Below are 19111 nucleotides of genomic sequence, written 5' to 3' on the forward strand. Positions count from 1 at the left end.
GCCACTTAGGCGCATTTTTTCGAACCTTTTTAAATTATGCGCATCCTACTGATGCGCATTTCTTTTTCTGATATTATCGCGTTATCCAGATTTTAATTTAGTAATATACAGATCGCCGGCAGCAAGGCTCCCACGAACTGTATAAGCGGAGAGTAGTTTAAGTATGATGGACCGATTACGCGAAGGCGTGAATAGCATCGCGGTTAAAATTATCCTAGGGCTTATCATCCTGTCTTTTGTATTTGCGGGTGTCGGTAGCTACATTGTGGGTGGCTCAGGCAATTCAGCAGCTAAAGTAGGTAATGTTGAGATTGGCCGTGGTGAGTTTGAGCAAGCTTACCAAAATGAACGTAATCGTATGCAGGCACAGCTTGGAGATTACTTCGCTAATCTGCTCGCTGATCCAAGCTACGTAGAGTCGTTCCGCAAGTCGGTACTTGATCGCATGATTGATGATGTGTTGATTGAGCAACATGCAGAGTCATTGGGGCTACGTGTTAGCGATTCTCAAGTCCGCACTATGATTCTTGACATGCCTCAGTTCCAAGTCGATGGTCAGTTTGACCAAGAGATTTACCAGTCCGCTCTACGTCGTGCCGGTTTCTCCCCTGAAAGCTTTGCCCAATATTTGCGTCGTGATTTGATTCGTACTCAGCTTTTGACTGCGATTCAAGCCAGTGACTTTGCTCTACCTGGCGAAGTGGAAACTCAAAGTAAGCTGCTCACCCAAACTCGTGATATCAACAAGATCACTCTATCTCTGGCGGATTTTGCCGCGAAAGCAGAACTGTCTGAGCAAGAAATTGAACAGTATTATCAGCAAAACACCGAGCGCTACACTCGTCCCGAGCAGGCTAAAGTCTCGTTTGTTGAGCTATCTGCACAACAGTTGAAACAGAGCTTAACGATTACCGATGAAGAAGCGGAGCAGTACTATCAGCAGAATCGAGATAAGTTCTCCTCTCAAGAGCAGCGTCGTGTTAGCCACATTTTGGTTGAAGGTGATGATGAAGCCAAAGCGCAAGCGATTCTTGACCAACTGACTGCAGGCGCGGATTTCGCTGCGTTAGCAGAAGAGAAATCTGACGATTTCGGCAGTGCATCGGAAGGCGGTTCTTTAGGTTGGATTGAACGTGATGTGATGGACCCAGCGTTTGAAGAGGCGGCGTTTGCGCTGCAAAACGTTGGTGATACAACGGGCTTGGTCAAGTCAGACTTTGGCTACCACATCATCAAACTTGATGAGCTTAAAGGCTCAGTATCTAAGCCGTATCAAGAAGTAGCGAACGATATTAAACAAGAGCTACGAGATCAGCGCGCAGTGGATAAGTTCTATGAACTACAAAGTGAACTAGAGCGTGTTGCGTTCGAGTTCCCAGATTCACTCGACGATGCTGCAAAAGCCATCGATGCTCAGATTCAAACCACAGATTTTATCTCTCAACTTGATGCGCCAGAGCTACTTAAAACGCCAGCTGTTATGCAAGCGATTACTAGCCCTGAAGTCAACGAAGATGGCTTGAACTCAGAGGTGATCGAAGTTGCGCCAGAACATGTGGTGGTGGTTCGTGTCGAAGAGAGTCGCGAAGAAACGGTTCTACCACTGGATGAAGTTCGTGATCAGGTGACTCAAGCTTTGGCTAACGTTAAGGGTGAGCAAGCAGCGATTCAACTATCACAAACCTTGATTACGGATCTCAAGCAAGGTGACAAAACGTCGCTCAATGAAAATGGTCTGATGTTTACCGATACTGAAACGTTAGACCGCAGTTCGCCGCTTGCTGATGTGGTATTCTCTATGGCGAAACCAACTCAGGAACAACCTCAGTATGCACAGGCGAAAGATCTCAATGGCGATATCGTTATAGTGGAACTGGTCAACGTAGCCTCTGAGTTCGATCCGCAATACAATCAGCAGATTGGTGCACAAATAACGCAAGTGAATGCACAGCAGGACCTCTCTGGTCTGGTGAGTATTTTGCGCGAAACGATAGACATCGAATACTATATCGTGAACTAATCTGAGCTCAGATGTAACTGATATATGTGTCATAACGGACTGCTTCGGCAGTCCGTTTTGTTTTTTTGGTCTCTTGGTTTTCTATTTTGCAAATCCGTTTAGGCTCAAAGCATCGAACACACAGATAGGAAAATGTAATGATAAAACAGTTAGTTTTTATACTCGTTCTGCTATGTAGCGTGCCTATGACCTTCGCACAACAGGAGACGGAGAACGTCAAGTATGAAGGGATTGAGATTACCGTCAATATTAACCAAGCTAGTGCTGAAGAACTGGCAGATTTATTACAGGGAATCGGTCTGAAAAAAGCGCAAGCTATTGTGAGTTATCGTGAGCAAAACGGTAACTTTAGCAGTGCCGATGGTTTAACTGCGGTCAAAGGTATTGGCCTCGCTACCGTAGAGAAAAATCGCCACCGGATTCAATTGTAATTGCTTCAAAGAGTGCGCGAGCACTCTTTTTTGTATTTCGTCGCTATCCCGCCTAGAACCTCTATCTGTTTCCCTCTATAATTTCTCGCCGAACAAGGTCAGGTCATTGAGCCTAGACCAGCAACCAACCTGGAGTAAAACATGTCGTCTCATACACCGGTGGTCACCGTTGATGGACCGAGTGGTGCCGGCAAAGGCACGCTTTGTATGCTGCTAGCCAAAAAGCTAGGTTTCCACTTACTGGACTCTGGCGCAATTTATCGAGTTTTAGCGCTTGCCGCGATTCATCATGGTGTTGATCTTGAGTCGGAGGATGCGCTTGTCCCACTCGCTACTCACCTTGATGTTCAATTTATCGCTGAAGGTGACTTAGTGAAAGTTATCTTAGAAGGTGAAGACGTTTCAGGAGAGTTACGCAAAGAACAAACGGGCATGGCAGCATCGAAGGTGGCTGCCTTGCCGAGAGTTCGTGAAGCGCTATTGCGACGCCAACGCGCTTTTGCCGAGGGTGCAGGTTTAGTGGCCGACGGCCGTGACATGGGGACGATAGTTTTCCCTCAAGCTGAAGTGAAAATCTTCCTTGATGCCAGCGCTGAAGAGCGAGCGACTCGCCGCCTGAAACAGTTGCAAGGCAAGGGGTTAGATGTTAAATTTGACGACCTTTTGAGCGAGATCCAAGAGCGTGACGACCGAGATCGTAACCGCCCAGTGGCGCCTTTACGCCCTGCAGAGGATGCGCTGTTGCTAGATTCAACCACAATGAGTATCGACGAAGTGGTAGAAAAGGCACTACAATATATCGAATCTAAGCTAGTCGCCTAGGCGGCTAGGTCAGAGCGTTGGTCGCAAGGATGATGACCGGCGAACTTAATAACCCCACGCGGTAGGATACCCGTGGACGTTTTAATTTATTGAAGATTAAATAATGACTGAATCTTTTGCTCAACTCTTTGAAGAGTTTCTAAACGAAACAGAATTCCAACAAGGCAGCATCGTTAAAGGTACTGTAGTAGCTATCGAGAACGGTTTCGTTCTTGTTGACGCTGGTCTTAAGTCTGAATCTGCTATCCCTGCTGAACAATTCAAGAACGCTGCTGGCGAACTTGAAGTTGAAGTTGGTGCTGAAGTAGACGTAGCGCTAGACGCTGTTGAAGATGGTTTCGGTGAAACTCAACTTTCTCGTGAGAAAGCTAAGCGTCACGAAGCTTGGATCGTACTTGAGAAGGCTTGCGAAGAAGCTGAAACTGTTGTTGGTATCATCAACGGTAAAGTTAAAGGCGGTTTCACTGTTGAACTAAACGGTATCCGTGCTTTCCTTCCTGGTTCACTAGTTGACGTACGTCCTATCCGTGACACTGCTCACCTAGAAAACAAAGAGCTAGAGTTCAAAGTTATTAAACTTGACCAGAAGCGTAACAACGTAGTTGTATCTCGTCGTGCAGTAATCGAGTCTGAGAACAGCGTTGAACGTGATGAGCTTCTAGAAACTCTACAAGAAGGCGCAGAAGTTAAAGGTATCGTTAAGAACCTTACTGACTACGGTGCATTCGTAGACCTAGGCGGTGTTGACGGCCTACTACACATCACTGACATGGCTTGGAAGCGCGTTAAGCACCCTTCTGAGATCGTAAACGTTGGTGACGAGATCCAAGTTAAAGTTCTTAAGTTCGACCGTGAGCGTACTCGCGTATCACTAGGTCTTAAGCAGCTAGGCGAAGATCCATGGGTAGCAATCGCTAAGCGTTACCCAGAAGGTCACAAACTATCTGGTCGCGTTACTAACCTAACTGACTACGGCTGTTTCGTTGAAATCGAAGAAGGCGTTGAAGGTCTAGTACACGTTTCTGAAATGGATTGGACTAACAAGAACATCCACCCATCTAAAGTTGTTAATGTTGGCGACGAAGTTGAGGTTATGGTTCTTGAAATCGACGAAGAGCGTCGTCGTATCTCTCTAGGTCTGAAACAGTGTAAAGCTAACCCATGGCAGTCTTTCGCTGAAGCGCAAGCTAAAGGCGACAAAGTAACTGGTAAGATCAAGTCTATCACTGACTTTGGTATCTTCATCGGTCTAGAAGGCGGCATCGACGGTCTAGTACACCTATCTGACATTTCTTGGAATGTTGCTGGCGAAGAAGCTGTTCGCGAGTACAAGAAAGGCGACGAGATCTCTGCAGTTGTTCTAGCAGTAGACGCAGAGCGTGAGCGTATTTCTCTTGGCGTTAAGCAAATGGAAAACGACCCATTCAATGCTTACGTTGCAGACAACAAGAAAGGTGCTCTAGTTAACGGTACTGTAACTGCAGTAGACGCTAAAGGCGCAACTATCGAGCTTGAAGAAGGCGTAGAAGGTTACATCCGCGCTTCTGAAGTTTCTCGTGACCGCGTAGAAGACGCTTCTCTAATCCTAAGCGCTGGTGACAGTGTTGAAGCTAAGTTCACAGGTGTAGACCGTAAGAACCGCGTAATCAACCTATCTATCAAAGCTAAAGACGAAGCTGAAGAGCAAGAAGCAATGGCTTCACTGAACAAAGCAGACGATGCTTCATTCGGTAACGCTATGGCTGACGCTTTCAAAGCAGCTAAAGGCGAGTAATTTATTCGCTTTTAAGAAAAAGGAGCCGCAAGGCTCCTTTTTTATGTTTCAAGTTTGAGTTAGTAGTAATACCAATCTCTGCAACCTGCTGTGAAAAAAGCTTTTTTTCTTTGTACATATTGCTCAAATATTGTCTAAAATTTAAAGCAAGTGTTTGTTGGAACTGGTATTACTTACTATAATAAGTGATAAATTACTCTATGAGGGCAATTATGACTAAGTCTGAATTGATCGAAAGACTCTGTGCTGAACAGACGCACCTTTCTGCAAAAGAGATAGAAGATGCTGTAAAAGATATTTTAGAGCACATGGCGTCAACGTTAGAGAATGGCGACAGAATCGAGATTCGTGGTTTCGGTAGTTTCTCTTTACACTATCGCGAGCCTCGCGTTGGTCGTAATCCTAAGACAGGCGAAAAGGTGGAACTTGAAGGTAAATTTGTTCCTCACTTCAAGCCTGGCAAAGAATTGCGTGAGCGCGTTAATATCGGTTAACGAGCGTTAAAATATTGATAAAAAAGCGGCATGCTCTGAGTATGCCGCTTTTTTATCATCCGAATTACCGATATAACCATGGTTTGTTTGCCGCTTTTCCTGCATAATCGTAACGGCGGAATTTACCTTAGGTGATGGACTATGAAAATTATAAAAATCATTCTCGTACTGGCCCTATTTTTGGTTGCTCTAGCATTAGGCTCTCAAAACCAAGCTGTAGTGACATTTAACTACTTGCTGGCTCAGGGCGACTTCCATTTGTCGACATTGCTTGGCGGTGTGTTTATTGCCGGTTTCGCAGTAGCATGGCTTGTGTTTGGTAGTTTACATCTGAAGTCCCAACTTCAAGTTCGCAAACTCAAGCGACAAATCAATAAGCTCTCTCCCTCAACAAGTACACCAACTCAAGGTAAAGCTTAACAGACGTTTTTAGGTAGGCTATTACTCGATGTTAGAAATTCTCTTCTTGTTGTTGCCAATTGCCGCTGCATACGGCTGGTATATGGGTAATCGAAGTGCCCAGCAAGACAAGCAGAAGCAGTCCCATCAGATCTCTCGACAATACGTAACGGGGTTAAACTTACTATTGTCTGATCAATCTGACAAAGCCGTTGATCACTTCATCGAGCTGTTGCAGGTAGACAACGAAACCATCGATACTCATCTAGCGCTCGGTAACCTATTCCGTTCACGAGGAGAAGTTGATCGCGCTATTCGCATTCACCAAAATCTAATCTCTCGCTCCGGTTTGACTATCGATCAGAAGAATATTGCTTTGCAACAACTGGCCAAAGATTACATGGCGTCAGGATTTTTAGATCGCGCAGAGCGAATTTTTGAACAACTAATCGAAGAGCCCGATCATAAAGAAGCGGCTTTACAACAGCTGGTTGCTATCTATCAGCAGACTCGTGAATGGAGTAAAGCCATTCACTATGCCAATCTATTGGTTAAGATGGGCCGTAAGCGAATGCGCGCGAGTATCGCTCACTTCTGGTGTGAATTGGCGATGCAAGAAAAGGCAGACGACAACGACACGCTAGCAATACAGCACTTCAAGCGAGCACTAGAAGAGGACCCTAAATGTGTTCGCGCTAGCATCGCCCTTGGAAAACTGTATCTTGAGGCGGAAGATTATCAAAATACCATCAAGTATTTGGAGCAAGTTCTTGATCAAGATAGTGACTTTGTCAGTGAAGTGCTACCCACATTAGCCGAGTGCTACCACCATCTTGGTCAAGAAGATGAACTGCTCAATTTCTTACGTCAATGTATCGTCAGTAAAGCCGGCGTATCGGCAGAGCTGATGCTTGCCCAGTTGGTCGCTAAACACGATGGAGTAGGGGCGGCTCAGGAACTGCTCACACGTCAGTTGGTGAAGAACCCGACGATGAAAGGTTTTTATCGTTTGATGGATTATCATCTTGCAGAGGCAGAAGAAGGGCGAGCGAAAGCGAGTCTAGGAACACTGCAGAAGTTAGTCGGAGAACAGCTTAAAGTAAAACCGCATTATCGATGCCGAAAATGCGGGTTTTCAACGCACGCTATGTATTGGCACTGTCCATCATGTAAGGGATGGGGAACGATTAAGCCGATACGTGGGCTAGATGGTGAATAAATTTGTGGGGGTATACCCCAAGTTAGATTGAGCAGCGGCGATCCCGCTGCTTTTTTTCGAATTCTATGAGTATGTTAGGAGATGAGATGATCGACCAAAAAGTAATTGTTGCCCTTGATTATGATAACCAAGCCGACGCACTCGCTTTTGTGGACAAAATCGACCCAAGCTCTTGTCGGTTGAAAGTTGGCAAAGAGATGTTCACCTTATTTGGTCCTGATTTCGTCAAGCAGTTACACCAGCGTGGTTTTTCGGTGTTTTTAGACCTTAAGTTTCACGATATTCCGAATACTTGTTCCAAAGCGGTTCGAGCGGCCGCGGAACTTGGCGTATGGATGGTGAATGTACACGCCAGTGGTGGCGAGCGCATGATGAGTGCATCTCGCGAAATTCTAGAGCCTTATGGAAAGGATCGCCCTCTGCTAATTGGGGTTACGGTGTTAACCAGCATGGAGCAAAGTGACTTGGCAGGGATCGGACTGGATATCGCCCCACAAGAGCAAGTGATTCGTCTCGCGAGTCTTACTAAAAACTCAGGCCTAGATGGCGTTGTGTGCTCTGCTCAAGAAGCTTCGATGCTGAAGAACGAGCTTGGCAAACAATTCAAACTTGTTACACCAGGTATTCGCCCAGCAGGCGCTGCGGTAGGTGACCAAAAGCGTATAATGACACCAGTTGATGCCATCCAGGCGGGCTCTGACTATTTGGTTATCGGTCGTCCTATCACGCAAGCTGACGATCCTTCATCTGTGTTGGCGCAAATTAATGCCACTTTGAACGTATAGCAATTCGTCTGGTCGTAAAAAGGGTTGATAGCTATCAACCCTTTTTTGTTTTCCTACTAACTGGGCGCGCCACTGTGAAACTTAAAGTCACTGTCTGGTGAAGAGATAAGTTGTGCTTCGATGCGTCCAAAATGGGCGACACGTTCGCTGATATCCTCTCCAGCAATTTCTTGCGCGAGAGTGAGATAATCTTGGTAGTGACGCGCTTCAGAGCGTAACAACGAAATGTAAAACTTTGCGATATCTTCGTCCATATGTGGCGCCAGCTTCGCGAAGCGTTCGCATGAACGTGCCTCGATATAAGCGCCGATAATCAGCTTATCAATCAAAGTTTGTGGTTCATGAGTTGCCATGTGACTGATTAACCCTTTGGCATATCGGCTCGCCTCAACAGGTTCGTAAGCAATACCACGCTGCTCCATGATTTCGAGAACTTGATAGAAATGGTGTAGTTCTTCTTTGATTAGTAACACCATTTTATCGATCAAATCCTGGCTATATGGAGAGTCAGATTTAGCCATAATCGCCTTAGATATATTGCTCTTACCTTTTAAGGTTTGTAAGTTCCCTTTCTTGCGGTAGGCAAAATCTTCATAGGGCTTAAACCAATCGAGTAAACTGTGAGCGCTCTCTTTATCTACCGCGTATTTTCGGATCAGGTACATAGCGGATTGACCCGCTTTCAGCTCACACAATAAATGGTCGATAAGGACCACTTTCAGGTTTTCAGGCTTACTAGCTTCTTCAACCCATGCATCGGGAGTTGAGCACTGTAGAAAGCCGTTAATTGGTTCGAGTAGTGCTTGGTATTGTTCTAATTCGATCATCTTGGACTTACTTTACTAAATAAATAGAAAAAGGCCGCTAGTGCGACCTTTGTAATATCAGATTGGGCGATTATATTACCACTTTTTCTTTTCACCAAAGAGTTCGTCCATATCGTTCTTGCGTTGGTCTTCTGCGATTTGGTGTAGCTCTTCTGCATTTTTAGTTTGACGTTTAGATTCCAGCTCGTCGTACATGGTTTGTAGCTTTTCGCGAGCTTGATTGGAATAGTTGTCATTTTTGGTAGCTAAGGCATCAAGGCCCTTTTTGAGCAGTTGGATTGCTGTACCAGGTTGACCACGAACAATGGCGTCGTTTGAACGCTTAATGACGTTTTCAATGTTAATGCGAATTTGAATGGTTTCTAGACGAGCGTTCTCAGCCACATAAGCTTGAGTTTCAAAGCGGCCTTTGTTGTGCTCACTACGAATCGTATCTCGTAGTCGCTTGACTAGCTTCAACATCACAATGGCTTGCTTGTCACTACTTGGTACCTTAAACGAGGTGCTTTCTTCGCCTGGATGATTGTCCTTAAGCTGCTGAATTTGCTGCTTCATGTTGATGACGCGTTGCTCAAGCTGCTTATTTTTGGGATCAAGCTCGTGCATGTTCTGCAGGGCATCCAAGATACGGGTATTAAGACAGAGTAACAACTCTTTGCTGTACGGCATGTGGTGAGCGTGACCGATCAATTCTTCAGTCGCATCAATGATTTGTAGGTAGCGCGAGCTTTCCTGCTTGCGAGCGGTTTCCGCTTTAACCTTATACTGCAGCATAATGTTATAGCCAAGAACCAAGACGAGTAAGATGGCAACTAAAGCTATGATTAACCCAATATTCATAAATTCCGTATCTTATGTTTTCTTAATGGTTAGCAGGTTAGCATACATGATATGTAAAAGTCCCTGCACCTAATTTGTATTATCGCCTAACAGATCAATTTTATTAATCAAAAACATCAATACAACGCATATTCTGAGTAATTGCTTGCAAAATCATCATTCAAAGGAAAAGTACACCGCTTTTCTGAGGCTTGAATGCGATTGGACTATCAATTTGCCGATAGAGACGTTATAACTAAATATTATAAACTATGTCTGCTCGCTATGCGGCTTTGCTAAGGGATTACGAGGTCAAGAATGAAATTACAACAATTGAAGTATATTGTTGAGGTCGTCAACCATAACTTGAATGTTTCCGCGACTGCGGAGAGCTTATATACCTCGCAACCGGGGATCAGTAAACAAGTTCGTTTGTTGGAAGATGAGCTCGGAATCCAAATTTTTGAGCGCAGCGGAAAGCATTTGACCCAGGTGACTGGGGCTGGTCAAGACATTATTCGTATCTCGCAAGAAATCCTCGCCCGGGTTGAAAGCATCAAAGCCGTAGCAGGCGAGCATACCCATCCAGAAATGGGGACGCTCAATATTTCTACCACCCACACTCAGGCACGTTACGCACTGCCCGATGTGATCAAAGGTTTCACCGCTCGCTATCCCAAAGTGTCTCTGCATATGCACCAAGGTACACCCTCGCAGATGTCGGAGGCTATCGCTAAGGGCACGGCAAATTTTGCGATTGCCACTGAGGCGCTGCATCTTTATCAAGACGCCATTATGTTGCCATGCTATCACTGGAATCGCTCCATTGTGGTGCCGAAGAATCATCCGTTAGCGCAAAAAGAGAAGGTGTCGATTCAAGACTTGGCCTCTTACCCATTAGTGACTTACGTGTTCGGTTTTACTGGGCGCTCAGAGCTAGATACGGCCTTTAATAAGTACGGCCTGACCCCAAGGGTTGTGTTTACCGCCACGGATGCGGATGTGATCAAAACCTATGTCAGAATGGGCATCGGTGTGGGTGTGATTGCGAGTATGGCGATTGACCAAGAGCAAGACACTGATTTGGTTGCGATTGATGCGAGCCATATCTTCGGCGCGAGTACCACCAGTATCGGCTTTAGACGCGGTACCTTCTTACGTTCTTACATGTTCGATTTTATGGAGCGTTTCGCTCCGCATTTGACTCGCCCAGTGGTCGAGCAAGCGCTGTCACTTAAGTCAAACGCTGAAATCGAAGAGATGTTTAAGGATATCGATTTACCCGTGCGTTAAAGGCTACCATCTTGATCCACTTCCCTCTACACTACGCGCTAGGGGGAAGTCATGCTCAATCAATTCCAAACACTCGATCAATTTCTACTCGACAATCAAGATTATTGGCGTTTCGAGCCATTTTTTCTTAGTCAGCAAGGCTGTTTCCCCTGGCTAGATCACCATCCATTGCTGTGTGATTGGTTAGCCTCTCTGACTCAATCTCAGATAGAAGAGTACAAGCAAGACACCTCGTCCTTGTTGGATGTATTAACTCGCTTTTTGCCGCAACTGCAATGCATCAGTCTCTGGACTCAATTACCACTTAGCCGAAAGCAAACTTTAGATCTGCCTAGAGGGCTTGATAACGGCATTCCTGGACGCAAATTAGAGCAGATTTACTCTATGGGTGAGGCCTTGCTTGATGACCATCATGGCCAACAGTGGTTGGAGTGGTGCTCGGGCAAAGGCTTCTTGGGCAGAATTCTAGCCAGTCAAACTGGCCAAAGAGTCACCAGTTTTGAATTCCAGCCAAATTTGTGTCAATCAGGGCAGAGTGAGGCTGACAAGCTTGGTCTTGCGATGCAATTTGTCCAAGGTGACGCCTTTTCTGAGCAAGCCAGTGAGGTGTTTCATCCGCATCAACATGCCGTGGCGCTTCACGCGTGTGGTGATTTACACGTGGCGCTGGTCCAACAGGCTGTGCAACACCAACTGTCTGCCATTAGCTTTTCCCCTTGTTGTTATCACCTCATCAACGACGAGCACTATCGGCCTCTGTCAAAACAGGCACGGCAATCATCACTGAGCTTGACCAAGCAGGAACTTAGAATCCCGCTACAAGAGACGGTGACCGGTGGAGAGCGAGTCAAGCGCCACCGAGTCGATGAGATGAGCTATCGTTTAGGTCTGGATATTCTTTTGCGCGAGATTCTCGGCCAAACAGACTACCAGCCGATGCCGAGCATTAAAAAGTCTCAGCTATCTGAGGGCTTTGAGGCATTTTGTCTGTGGGCAAGTGAACAAAAAGGTTTTGCTTTGCCGCCCGTTGATTTCCACGATTACCATCAGCGGGGTATTGAGCGATTTTGGCATATGGAGCGCCTTAGCTTGGTTCAACAACCGTTTCGCCGAGTGTTAGAGCTGTGGCTAGCACTCGATAAAGTCTTATACCTGCAAGATGTCGGGTACCGAGTTTCGCTATCTGAGTTCTGCTTACGTGAGGCGACCCCACGTAACATATTGATCCACGCCGTGAAAGACTAAACGCTCACCTGCCTCTCTTTTTGTTACTTTGATGTTAAAACCTGCTTTTCTTTTGTACAGCTAACTGGTAATAATATTTGTTATGCACACAAAATGTGCAGTAATAACGATGATATAAACACAACATAAATTTGCTTATACCTGGCCAGGACCCTCAAAGGATTGGGTATTACATCAAGGAGTTAAGATGAAAGCAGCAACAGTCATAGCAACCGCCGTACTCGCAGGTGTCACATTACTCTCTTCAGCCAGTATTATGGCTAAAACCGCCAAAGTTGCAGTATCACAAATTGTCGAACACCCCGCACTTGATGCGGCTCGTCAGGGGTTGCTCGATGGTTTAAAAGCGAAAGGTTATGAGCAGGGAAAGAACCTTGAGTTCGACTACAAAACCGCACAAGGTAACCCAGCGATCGCAGTGCAGATTGCGCGTCAGTTCGTCGGTGAAAAACCAGACGTGCTGGTCGGTATTGCGACCCCTACGGCGCAAGCTTTAGTTTCAGCGACTCGCTCAATTCCAGTCGTGTTTACTGCGGTTACCGACCCGGTTGGAGCTAAGTTGGTTAAAACGATGCAGCAACCAGGAAAAAACGTGACCGGTCTTTCGGATCTCTCTCCAGTGAGTCAACACGTCCAGTTGATTAAAGAAATCATGCCAGATGTTAAGTCTATTGGTGTGGTGTTTAACCCTGGCGAAGCTAACGCGGTGACTTTGGTAGAACTCCTCAAGCAGAGCGCTCAAGAGCAAGGTTTAGAAGTTGTCGAAGCGACTGCGTTAAAGAGCGCAGATGTACAGTCTGCCACTCAAGCAATTGCGGCTAAGTCAGATGTGATTTACGCCCCGACCGATAATACTGTCGCCAGTGCCATCGAAGGCATGATAGTCGCGGCTAATCAGGCCAAAACTCCAGTTCTAGGCGGCGCTACGTCTTACGTTGAAAAAGGTGCGATTGCTAGTTTAGGTTTTGATTACTACCAAGTGGGCGTGCAAACCGCTGACTATGTGGCCGCTATCATTGAAGGCACTGAACCTGGTAGCCTAGATGTTAAAGTTGCCAAAGGCTCAGACTTGGTGGTTAACAGCAGTGCTGCGATGAAACTTGGTATTGCCATCCCTCAATCGGTTCTCGATCGCGCGACTAGCGTTAAATAATCTCCCGTTTTCAAGCCGAACTATGTTCGGCTTGAAAGCATGTTTTTAACAGTTAGGGAGTAGTTATGTCTGCTTTTGCTTTCTTTGGCGCGCTAGAGATCGGGTTGTTGTACGGCCTTGTGGCTCTAGGTGTCTATCTCACTTTCCGTGTTCTTGATTTTCCTGATTTAAGCGTTGACGGCAGTTTCCCAATGGGTGCAGCGGTTGCCGCCACCGCTATCGTCGCGGGCATCAACCCATGGCTAGCAACGTTTATGGCGGTTATTGCAGGGGCTGCGACGGGATGGGTGACCGCATTTCTAGCCGTTCGTTGTGGCATTCTGCATTTGCTCGCCTCGATTCTGACTATGATTGCCGCCTTCTCGATCAATATCCGCATCATGGGCCGACCAAACATCGCTCTTCTCGGTGAAGAAACCATCTTAACTCCGTTTGAAACCTTAGGGGATCCTATGCTAGTTCGTCCATTGATGGTCGGTTTGCTGGTACTGGTTTCCGCGTGGCTGGTGGTGCGCCTTTTAAACAGTGACTTCGGGCTTGGTTTGCGAGCTACTGGCGTTAATGCACGTATGGTCTCAGCTCAGGGAGCAAGCACGGCGTTTTATACCTATTTTGGCTTGGCGTTATCCAATGGTTTTGTCGGCTTTGCTGGTGCGCTATTTGCACAGACTAACAGTTTTGCCGACGTGACATCAGGGGTGGGGACTATCGTGGTAGGGCTTGCTGCGGTTATTTTGGGTCAAACGTTAATCCCCGGGCGCAAGATCTGGGTTGCAGTACTCGCGGTGATTGTCGGTTCGGTGTTGTATCGCCTTGCAGTGGCATTTGCACTCAGTACTGGAATGTTTGGCCTGCAAGCCTCTGACTTGAATTTGGTGACGGCTGTGCTTGTGGCGATTGCCCTCATTGCGCCTAAGATCAAAGGCAACCTAAAAGCAAAAAAGCGTAGTACTCCTGCTCAGAGTAAAGAGGCAGCGAAGCAGGCTAGAGAGTCAGGAGAGACCGCATGATACGTTTACAAGATATTCAAGTCACATTCAATCCAGGTACGATATTAGAAAACAGAGCGCTACGCGGGGTAACACTGGAGGTACCTGAGCATCAATTTTTGACTGTGATCGGCTCAAACGGCGCGGGGAAGTCCACCTTGTTAGGGGCAGTTACAGGAGAAACCCCGATGGTAGGTGGCAAGGTTATCATTGATGAGTTTGATGTGACCAAGCAAACCGTAGACCAGCGCGCTAAACAGTGCGCTCGCGTGTTTCAAGACCCGCTAGCGGGCACTTGTGGTGACTTAACCATCGAAGAGAATATGGCGCTGGCTTATATGCGTGGTAAATCTCGCGGTTGGAGCTTATCTTTATCGAGTCAGCGACGTAAGTTGTTTCAAGAGCGAATCAGCATACTCGGTTTAGGGCTTGAAGATAGACTCGGCGACAGTATCGGTCTGCTCTCAGGCGGTCAACGTCAAGCTGTAAGCCTAGTGATGGCTACCTTGTCCGATAGTAAACTTCTGTTGCTAGATGAGCATACTGCGGCACTCGATCCGCGTATGGCAGCGTTTATCATCGATCTGACCAAGAAAATTGTTGCCGAGTTCAATTTGACCGTAATGATGGTGACTCATTCGATGAAAGATGCGCTCGCCTGTGGCGATCGTACCGTCATGCTCCATCAAGGTGAGATTGTACTCGATGTGGCAGGAGAGCAGCGTGCCAATATGCAAGTGCCTGATCTTTTGGAGATGTTTTCCAAGGTGCGTGGCGAAGAGCTGGCGGATGACAGTTTATTGTTAAATTGATCGATAGCTGACGTAATAAATGATTATCAAACTATAGTTTGTGTCACACTCAGTCTTATTCACTAGAGTGATGCCTATCTATACTATGGCAGTATAGATAGGCGTTTTTGCAATAAGGATGGTAATGCAGGCTTCTCGGCACTTTAGCCTCGTGTTCGTTTTATTGATGCCAATGGCGCTGGTATTAGTATTTGTGGCACTGATGGTCAAAAATCATAACGATGCGATGAATCGTGAGTTGGACGATGAGTATCAGCGCATTCACACGGCACTCTCTCGTTCGGCTCGGGTGCTGTCAGCAATTGATTACAGCTTTTCCAATTATGCTAAGTCGAACTTTATCTGGTTAATCGACCACAACAAAAAAGTGGTGGAAGGCACCTGTCAAATGTGGCCAATTGATGCGCTGTTGCGAGCAGATGGCAAAAGTAACATCCCTGCCATTGATATTAATTACATGCTAGTGGGGGACGCGGAGTTGTGCGATCCACAAAGTGACATGTATCAGCGGATAAGTAACCAAGTTTCGCTCGCGCCAGTCCTATCATTTTTACATGATATCGATGAATTTGTGTTGGGGATTCACTATATCGATCGTGAGGGCTATGTTATGTCCTCCCCAGATACCTACGCGAAAACCATCACCAAACAATTACTTGAAACCCTTAAAGCGCGGCCCTTTTGGCAACGTACTAGCCACAATAGAGATCTGATCACGTTATCTGGACCTGCTCAGGTGGACATCACCAGTCAAGCTGTTATGGGCTTGTCGATGGCGGTGTTCAATCAAGATGTGCATCAAGGCATTCTCTCGTTAGATATCGACGCAAATACGATTCTGGCCAATCATAATCGCCTCGCGGGAGAGATCGGCTTGATTGATTCGACAGCAGCCGAGCTTCCGCTTAATGCGCTTAGGGTGGAGCAATTTGCCTTTGAGGGGATAGCAGAGCCTTATATGGTGTTTTACATGACCGATTGGCCGAGAGAATTACGTCATTTCTTTTTTCAGTACCGCAATAGTCTTGCGGTCAGCGGTTTCATTTATCTCTTCTTGGTTGTGATCTTATTTTTTATCAATACTCGCCATGAACGGCGGTACTTCAAGCAGCTTGCTGCAAAAGACCCAATGACGGGCCTGCTTAATCGAAGAGGGTTAGAAAGTTATTTGGCGATGGAGCATACCGGCTCGTACATTGCTCTTGCGGTATTTGATATTGATAACTTTAAGTCAATCAATGATACCTACGGTCATGATGTTGGCGATCAAGTCATTATTTACATGGCCAACAAACTCAGTGCCTGCATTCGAAATAGTGATGCTGCTGCGCGGATTGGTGGTGAAGAGTTCGTGATCTTTATGACCGGCAGCGATATTGAGCCACTTAAAGTGGGTTTGCAGAGAGTGTTAGAGGCAGTGCGCGAAGATTCCACTCAGGTTCTGGAATTAGGCTTTACCATTTCTGGCGGGGCGGAAATCGTCAGCGGCGACACTCACTTGAACTTTGAGCGCTTGTTTAAAGCCGCTGATGAAAAACTCTACCATGCCAAGACCCACGGTAAAAACCAGATTGTATTTTAGGCCTATGGTCAACAGATCCTAGTGGCTGGTTAATTCATCACGATAACGGGTGATGTGCTCAACGATAGGGGCGGCTTTGTTGAACGTACGGATCTCGCGAAACAGCTCGGCTGCCTGCGGGTATTGCTGACGCAGGTACGAGAACCATTGCTTGACTCGGTTAGGGTAGTATAAACCTTTATCCCCCTTCATTTCGTATTGCGAGTAGACCAAAAGCAACTCCACAACCTCAAACCAAGGCATGATGGCGTGGTTATGTTTGACGACGTTACCTAGGTTTGGCACGTTGAAGGCGCCGCGACAGACCATCAACGAGTCAACGCCCGTGGTGTCAATGCAGGCTTGACCATCTTGATAATTCCAGATTTCTCCATTGGCGATCAGCGGAATGGTAAATCGCTGGCGAATCTGGTTGATATAGTCCCACTTGATCTCACTGGCTTTGTATCCCCCGGTCTTAGTTCGCGCATGAACCGTCAATTCGTTTGCGCCCGCAGACTGGACTGCATCGACGATTTCGAAACAGTCTTCAGGGTTATCCCAGCCGAGACGTATTTTGGCTGTGACAGGGATGGATGAAGGGACCGCATCACGACACGCTTTCACCACGTTATGGATCAGTTCTGGGTGTTGCAGTAGCGCCGCACCGCCTTTACTTTTGTTGACCAGCTTTGCAGGGCAGCCAAAGTTTAAGTCGATGCCGCGAGCGCCAAGATGCGCAGCGCGAATCGCGTTCTGTGCCATCCAGTGTGGGTCTTGACCAAGCAATTGAATATGGACCGGCACCCCTGATTTGGTTTGCGAGCCCTGTTGAAGCTCGGGACACAAACGATAGAACACATGATCAGGCAGCAATTGATCGACAACACGGACAAACTCTGTCACGCAAAGGTCGTAGTCATTGATGTCGGTTAGGATCTCTCGCATCAAATGGTCTAGCACACCCTCCATAGGGCCCAAAACAACTCGCATAATAAAACGTCTCCAAATCGGGAGGCGTGATTTTAGAAGCTTGACCGCAAAATGTCATCCCTATTCATGACGCAGAAGCGATTCTGAGCCTAATCCTAGAGATGCCGTGACCCTGTGCACTGCATCAGGTTATAATAGCGAAAACAACGTTAATCTAGATTACCGCATGAACTACTCACTTCTTACCCTTGCACAGCCTCTCTGCGATGAGACCTCTTATTACCTAGAGGGCGTCACTTTTGCTGCGAACCTAGCGACTAAACCGACAGCCCCTGAAACTTGGTTGAGCGACATTTTTGGCGACCAAGCCAGTGCGGTTAAAACCGAGGTTGAGCAGCACATCACTCAACAATATCAGTTTCTTAAAGCGAGCGAGTACTCACTGCTAGGTTTACTGGAACCTACTTCGTCCAAGGAACAGTTGGCGGACTTTGCCGAAGGTTTTATGACCCTATGGCCAGAGATTGAACCACAATGGGCAAAGATTTCTCTCTCTGATGGAACGATGCGTATGTTGCAGGCTATGCTCACCACGTTTATGTTGGCGATCGACCAAGAGCAAACCCAGCAGCAGATGCGCCAAGCAGGCGTTGAGCAGCCGCCAGAGTTGGATAATTTGTTACCTCAACTTGATCTGATGATGTCTGAGGTGGCACAAGCAGCCGACGAAGCAATGGTGGGCGCTAAAGCTCAGAGTGTGAATCCTTATAAGCAGATAGGCCGCAATGATTCTTGTCCTTGTGGCAGTGGCAAAAAGTTTAAGCAGTGCTGTGGTTAATGACATCGACTAGCGAACAAAGTTGACCTTTCTCGGTCAAACGTGATGATAAAGCAAGATATAAACAAGTAGAACGAGCTGAATTAGGATAATCACAACATGAAAAAATTCGCTGCCCTATTGATGATGAGCTTTACTGCTCTGGCTGCACCTAAAGACGAACTGAACCAAAGATTGCAAATGAATGATGGGTTCAGTGCTGACTTTAGCCAACAGCTAGTGAGCCCTGACGGCGACATTGTGATGGAGGGAGAAGGGCAAGTTGAGATTGCGCGGCCGAGCCTATTTCGCTGGACCACTACCGCACCGGATGAAAACGTACTGGTATCAGATGGTGAGAGCCTATGGTACTACAGCCCTTTTATCGAACAGGTGAGTATATACTGGCAAGAGCAGGCGACGGAGCAAACTCCGTTTGTGTTGTTAACCCGAAACCGTGCCAGTGATTGGGATAACTATTCTGTCGAGCAGCAAGGGGACACCTTCACCTTAACGCCGACGGCAATTGATAGCAATCAGGGGCAGTTCAAGCTAAAAATTGACGCCTCGGGCGCAGTCCAAGGTTTTAGTGTCATCGAACAAGATGGACAGCAAAGCAACTTTTCTTTCAAAAATATCAACCTCACTAAACCCAATGCAGAGCGATTTCAGTTTGTCATCCCGCAAGGGGTAGAGGTTGATGACCAAAGGAACTGAT

The 19111-nt window shown here is 46.7% G+C and carries 19 protein-coding genes; 16 read left to right on the forward strand and 3 right to left on the reverse strand.

The window, feature by feature from the left end; translation table 11 throughout:
• Positions 1–163 precede the first annotated feature (163 nt).
• The 8 genes from ppiD to pyrF all read left to right on the forward strand — a co-directional run bounded on the left by ppiD (position 164) and on the right by pyrF (position 7944).
• The gene (gene ppiD, locus MTO69_RS04410) at positions 164–2020 is read left to right on the forward strand and encodes a peptidylprolyl isomerase (protein ID WP_248331463.1); all 1857 of its coding nucleotides are present in this window, start codon (positions 164–166) and stop codon (positions 2018–2020) included.
• A 137-nt stretch (positions 2021–2157) separates the two neighbouring features.
• Positions 2158–2451 carry a ComEA family DNA-binding protein gene (locus MTO69_RS04415; protein ID WP_248331465.1) on the forward strand — a complete coding sequence of 98 codons (294 nt, stop codon included), beginning with the start codon at positions 2158–2160 and terminating at the stop codon, positions 2449–2451.
• Between the two features lie 141 nt (positions 2452–2592).
• Positions 2593–3273, forward strand: a complete 681-nt coding sequence (gene cmk / locus MTO69_RS04420; RefSeq protein ID WP_248331467.1) for a (d)CMP kinase — start codon at positions 2593–2595, stop codon at positions 3271–3273.
• A gap of 103 nt (positions 3274–3376) precedes the next feature.
• Positions 3377–5047, forward strand: coding sequence for a 30S ribosomal protein S1 (gene rpsA / locus MTO69_RS04425; protein ID WP_248331469.1), 1671 nt, complete (start codon positions 3377–3379; stop codon positions 5045–5047).
• Between the two features lie 212 nt (positions 5048–5259).
• On the forward strand, positions 5260–5541 hold the full coding sequence (gene ihfB / locus MTO69_RS04430) for an integration host factor subunit beta (RefSeq protein WP_248331471.1): 282 nt from the start codon (positions 5260–5262) through the stop codon (positions 5539–5541).
• Positions 5542–5682: 141 nt separating this feature from the next.
• A complete protein-coding gene (locus MTO69_RS04435) occupies positions 5683–5961 on the forward strand; it encodes a LapA family protein (RefSeq protein WP_248331473.1) in 279 nt (92 codons plus the stop codon).
• Positions 5962–5989: 28 nt separating this feature from the next.
• Entirely contained in the window at positions 5990–7159 is a 1170-nt protein-coding gene (lapB, locus tag MTO69_RS04440; protein ID WP_248331475.1) for a lipopolysaccharide assembly protein LapB, read from the forward strand.
• An 86-nt stretch (positions 7160–7245) separates the two neighbouring features.
• Complete coding sequence (gene pyrF / locus MTO69_RS04445; protein WP_248331477.1) at positions 7246–7944, forward strand: orotidine-5'-phosphate decarboxylase; 699 nt, start codon at positions 7246–7248, stop codon at positions 7942–7944.
• A 56-nt stretch (positions 7945–8000) separates the two neighbouring features.
• On the opposite strand, the gene miaE is transcribed toward pyrF, so the two are convergent.
• Both miaE and MTO69_RS04455 read right to left on the reverse strand, forming a co-directional pair.
• Positions 8001–8771, reverse strand: coding sequence for a tRNA isopentenyl-2-thiomethyl-A-37 hydroxylase MiaE (gene miaE / locus MTO69_RS04450; RefSeq protein WP_248331479.1), 771 nt, complete (start codon positions 8769–8771; stop codon positions 8001–8003).
• Positions 8772–8846: 75 nt separating this feature from the next.
• Positions 8847–9611: a DNA repair protein gene (locus MTO69_RS04455; RefSeq protein ID WP_248331481.1), complete on the reverse strand. Its 765-nt coding sequence runs from the start codon at positions 9609–9611 to the stop codon at positions 8847–8849.
• A 297-nt stretch (positions 9612–9908) separates the two neighbouring features.
• Here MTO69_RS04455 and cysB point away from each other — a divergent pair, with 297 nt between their 5' ends.
• The 6 genes from cysB to MTO69_RS04485 all read left to right on the forward strand — a co-directional run bounded on the left by cysB (position 9909) and on the right by MTO69_RS04485 (position 16664).
• Positions 9909–10883 (forward strand): HTH-type transcriptional regulator CysB, encoded by a 975-nt coding sequence (gene cysB / locus MTO69_RS04460; RefSeq protein WP_248331483.1) that lies wholly within the window; start codon positions 9909–9911, stop codon positions 10881–10883.
• A gap of 51 nt (positions 10884–10934) precedes the next feature.
• On the forward strand, positions 10935–12128 hold the full coding sequence (locus MTO69_RS04465; RefSeq protein ID WP_248331485.1) for a methyltransferase: 1194 nt from the start codon (positions 10935–10937) through the stop codon (positions 12126–12128).
• Positions 12129–12315: 187 nt separating this feature from the next.
• Positions 12316–13281 (forward strand): ABC transporter substrate-binding protein, encoded by a 966-nt coding sequence (locus MTO69_RS04470; protein ID WP_248331487.1) that lies wholly within the window; start codon positions 12316–12318, stop codon positions 13279–13281.
• A gap of 65 nt (positions 13282–13346) precedes the next feature.
• Complete coding sequence (locus tag MTO69_RS04475; RefSeq protein ID WP_248331489.1) at positions 13347–14291, forward strand: ABC transporter permease; 945 nt, start codon at positions 13347–13349, stop codon at positions 14289–14291.
• Positions 14288–15082 carry an ABC transporter ATP-binding protein gene (locus MTO69_RS04480; protein ID WP_248331491.1) on the forward strand — a complete coding sequence of 265 codons (795 nt, stop codon included), beginning with the start codon at positions 14288–14290 and terminating at the stop codon, positions 15080–15082. The genes MTO69_RS04475 and MTO69_RS04480 overlap by 4 nt, the downstream gene beginning before the upstream one ends.
• 124 nt (positions 15083–15206) lie before the next feature.
• Positions 15207–16664, forward strand: a complete 1458-nt coding sequence (locus tag MTO69_RS04485; protein WP_248331492.1) for a GGDEF domain-containing protein — start codon at positions 15207–15209, stop codon at positions 16662–16664.
• 18 nt (positions 16665–16682) lie between these two features.
• Here the strand turns inward: MTO69_RS04485 and dusC are convergent, their stop codons facing one another.
• Complete coding sequence (dusC, locus tag MTO69_RS04490; RefSeq protein ID WP_248331494.1) at positions 16683–17636, reverse strand: tRNA dihydrouridine(16) synthase DusC; 954 nt, start codon at positions 17634–17636, stop codon at positions 16683–16685.
• A 166-nt stretch (positions 17637–17802) separates the two neighbouring features.
• Here dusC and MTO69_RS04495 point away from each other — a divergent pair, with 166 nt between their 5' ends.
• Together MTO69_RS04495 and lolA are read left to right on the forward strand one after the other, a co-directional pair.
• Positions 17803–18414, forward strand: a complete 612-nt coding sequence (locus tag MTO69_RS04495; protein ID WP_248331496.1) for an SEC-C metal-binding domain-containing protein — start codon at positions 17803–17805, stop codon at positions 18412–18414.
• 99 nt (positions 18415–18513) lie between these two features.
• Positions 18514–19110, forward strand: a complete 597-nt coding sequence (gene lolA, locus MTO69_RS04500; protein WP_248331498.1) for an outer membrane lipoprotein chaperone LolA — start codon at positions 18514–18516, stop codon at positions 19108–19110.
• Position 19111: the final 1 nt, after the last annotated feature.

This window comes from Vibrio sinaloensis (assembly GCF_023195835.1).
GTDB lineage: Bacteria > Pseudomonadota > Gammaproteobacteria > Enterobacterales > Vibrionaceae > Vibrio > Vibrio sinaloensis_C.

Excerpts from the sequence above, each read along its gene's own strand:
- ppiD (WP_248331463.1), top strand. The coding sequence starts at position 164 with ATGATGGACCGATTACGCGAAGGCGTGAATAGCATCGCGGTTAAAATT.
- MTO69_RS04415 (WP_248331465.1), top strand. The coding sequence starts at position 2,158 with ATGATAAAACAGTTAGTTTTTATACTCGTTCTGCTATGTAGCGTGCCT.
- cmk (WP_248331467.1), top strand. The coding sequence starts at position 2,593 with ATGTCGTCTCATACACCGGTGGTCACCGTTGATGGACCGAGTGGTGCC.
- rpsA (WP_248331469.1), top strand. The coding sequence starts at position 3,377 with ATGACTGAATCTTTTGCTCAACTCTTTGAAGAGTTTCTAAACGAAACA.
- ihfB (WP_248331471.1), top strand. The coding sequence starts at position 5,260 with ATGACTAAGTCTGAATTGATCGAAAGACTCTGTGCTGAACAGACGCAC.
- MTO69_RS04435 (WP_248331473.1), top strand. The coding sequence starts at position 5,683 with ATGAAAATTATAAAAATCATTCTCGTACTGGCCCTATTTTTGGTTGCT.
- lapB (WP_248331475.1), top strand. The coding sequence starts at position 5,990 with ATGTTAGAAATTCTCTTCTTGTTGTTGCCAATTGCCGCTGCATACGGC.
- pyrF (WP_248331477.1), top strand. The coding sequence starts at position 7,246 with ATGATCGACCAAAAAGTAATTGTTGCCCTTGATTATGATAACCAAGCC.
- miaE (WP_248331479.1), bottom strand. The coding sequence starts at position 8,771 with ATGATCGAATTAGAACAATACCAAGCACTACTCGAACCAATTAACGGC.
- MTO69_RS04455 (WP_248331481.1), bottom strand. The coding sequence starts at position 9,611 with ATGAATATTGGGTTAATCATAGCTTTAGTTGCCATCTTACTCGTCTTG.
- cysB (WP_248331483.1), top strand. The coding sequence starts at position 9,909 with ATGAAATTACAACAATTGAAGTATATTGTTGAGGTCGTCAACCATAAC.
- MTO69_RS04465 (WP_248331485.1), top strand. The coding sequence starts at position 10,935 with ATGCTCAATCAATTCCAAACACTCGATCAATTTCTACTCGACAATCAA.
- MTO69_RS04470 (WP_248331487.1), top strand. The coding sequence starts at position 12,316 with ATGAAAGCAGCAACAGTCATAGCAACCGCCGTACTCGCAGGTGTCACA.
- MTO69_RS04475 (WP_248331489.1), top strand. The coding sequence starts at position 13,347 with ATGTCTGCTTTTGCTTTCTTTGGCGCGCTAGAGATCGGGTTGTTGTAC.
- MTO69_RS04480 (WP_248331491.1), top strand. The coding sequence starts at position 14,288 with ATGATACGTTTACAAGATATTCAAGTCACATTCAATCCAGGTACGATA.
- MTO69_RS04485 (WP_248331492.1), top strand. The coding sequence starts at position 15,207 with ATGCAGGCTTCTCGGCACTTTAGCCTCGTGTTCGTTTTATTGATGCCA.
- dusC (WP_248331494.1), bottom strand. The coding sequence starts at position 17,636 with ATGCGAGTTGTTTTGGGCCCTATGGAGGGTGTGCTAGACCATTTGATG.
- MTO69_RS04495 (WP_248331496.1), top strand. The coding sequence starts at position 17,803 with ATGAACTACTCACTTCTTACCCTTGCACAGCCTCTCTGCGATGAGACC.
- lolA (WP_248331498.1), top strand. The coding sequence starts at position 18,514 with ATGAAAAAATTCGCTGCCCTATTGATGATGAGCTTTACTGCTCTGGCT.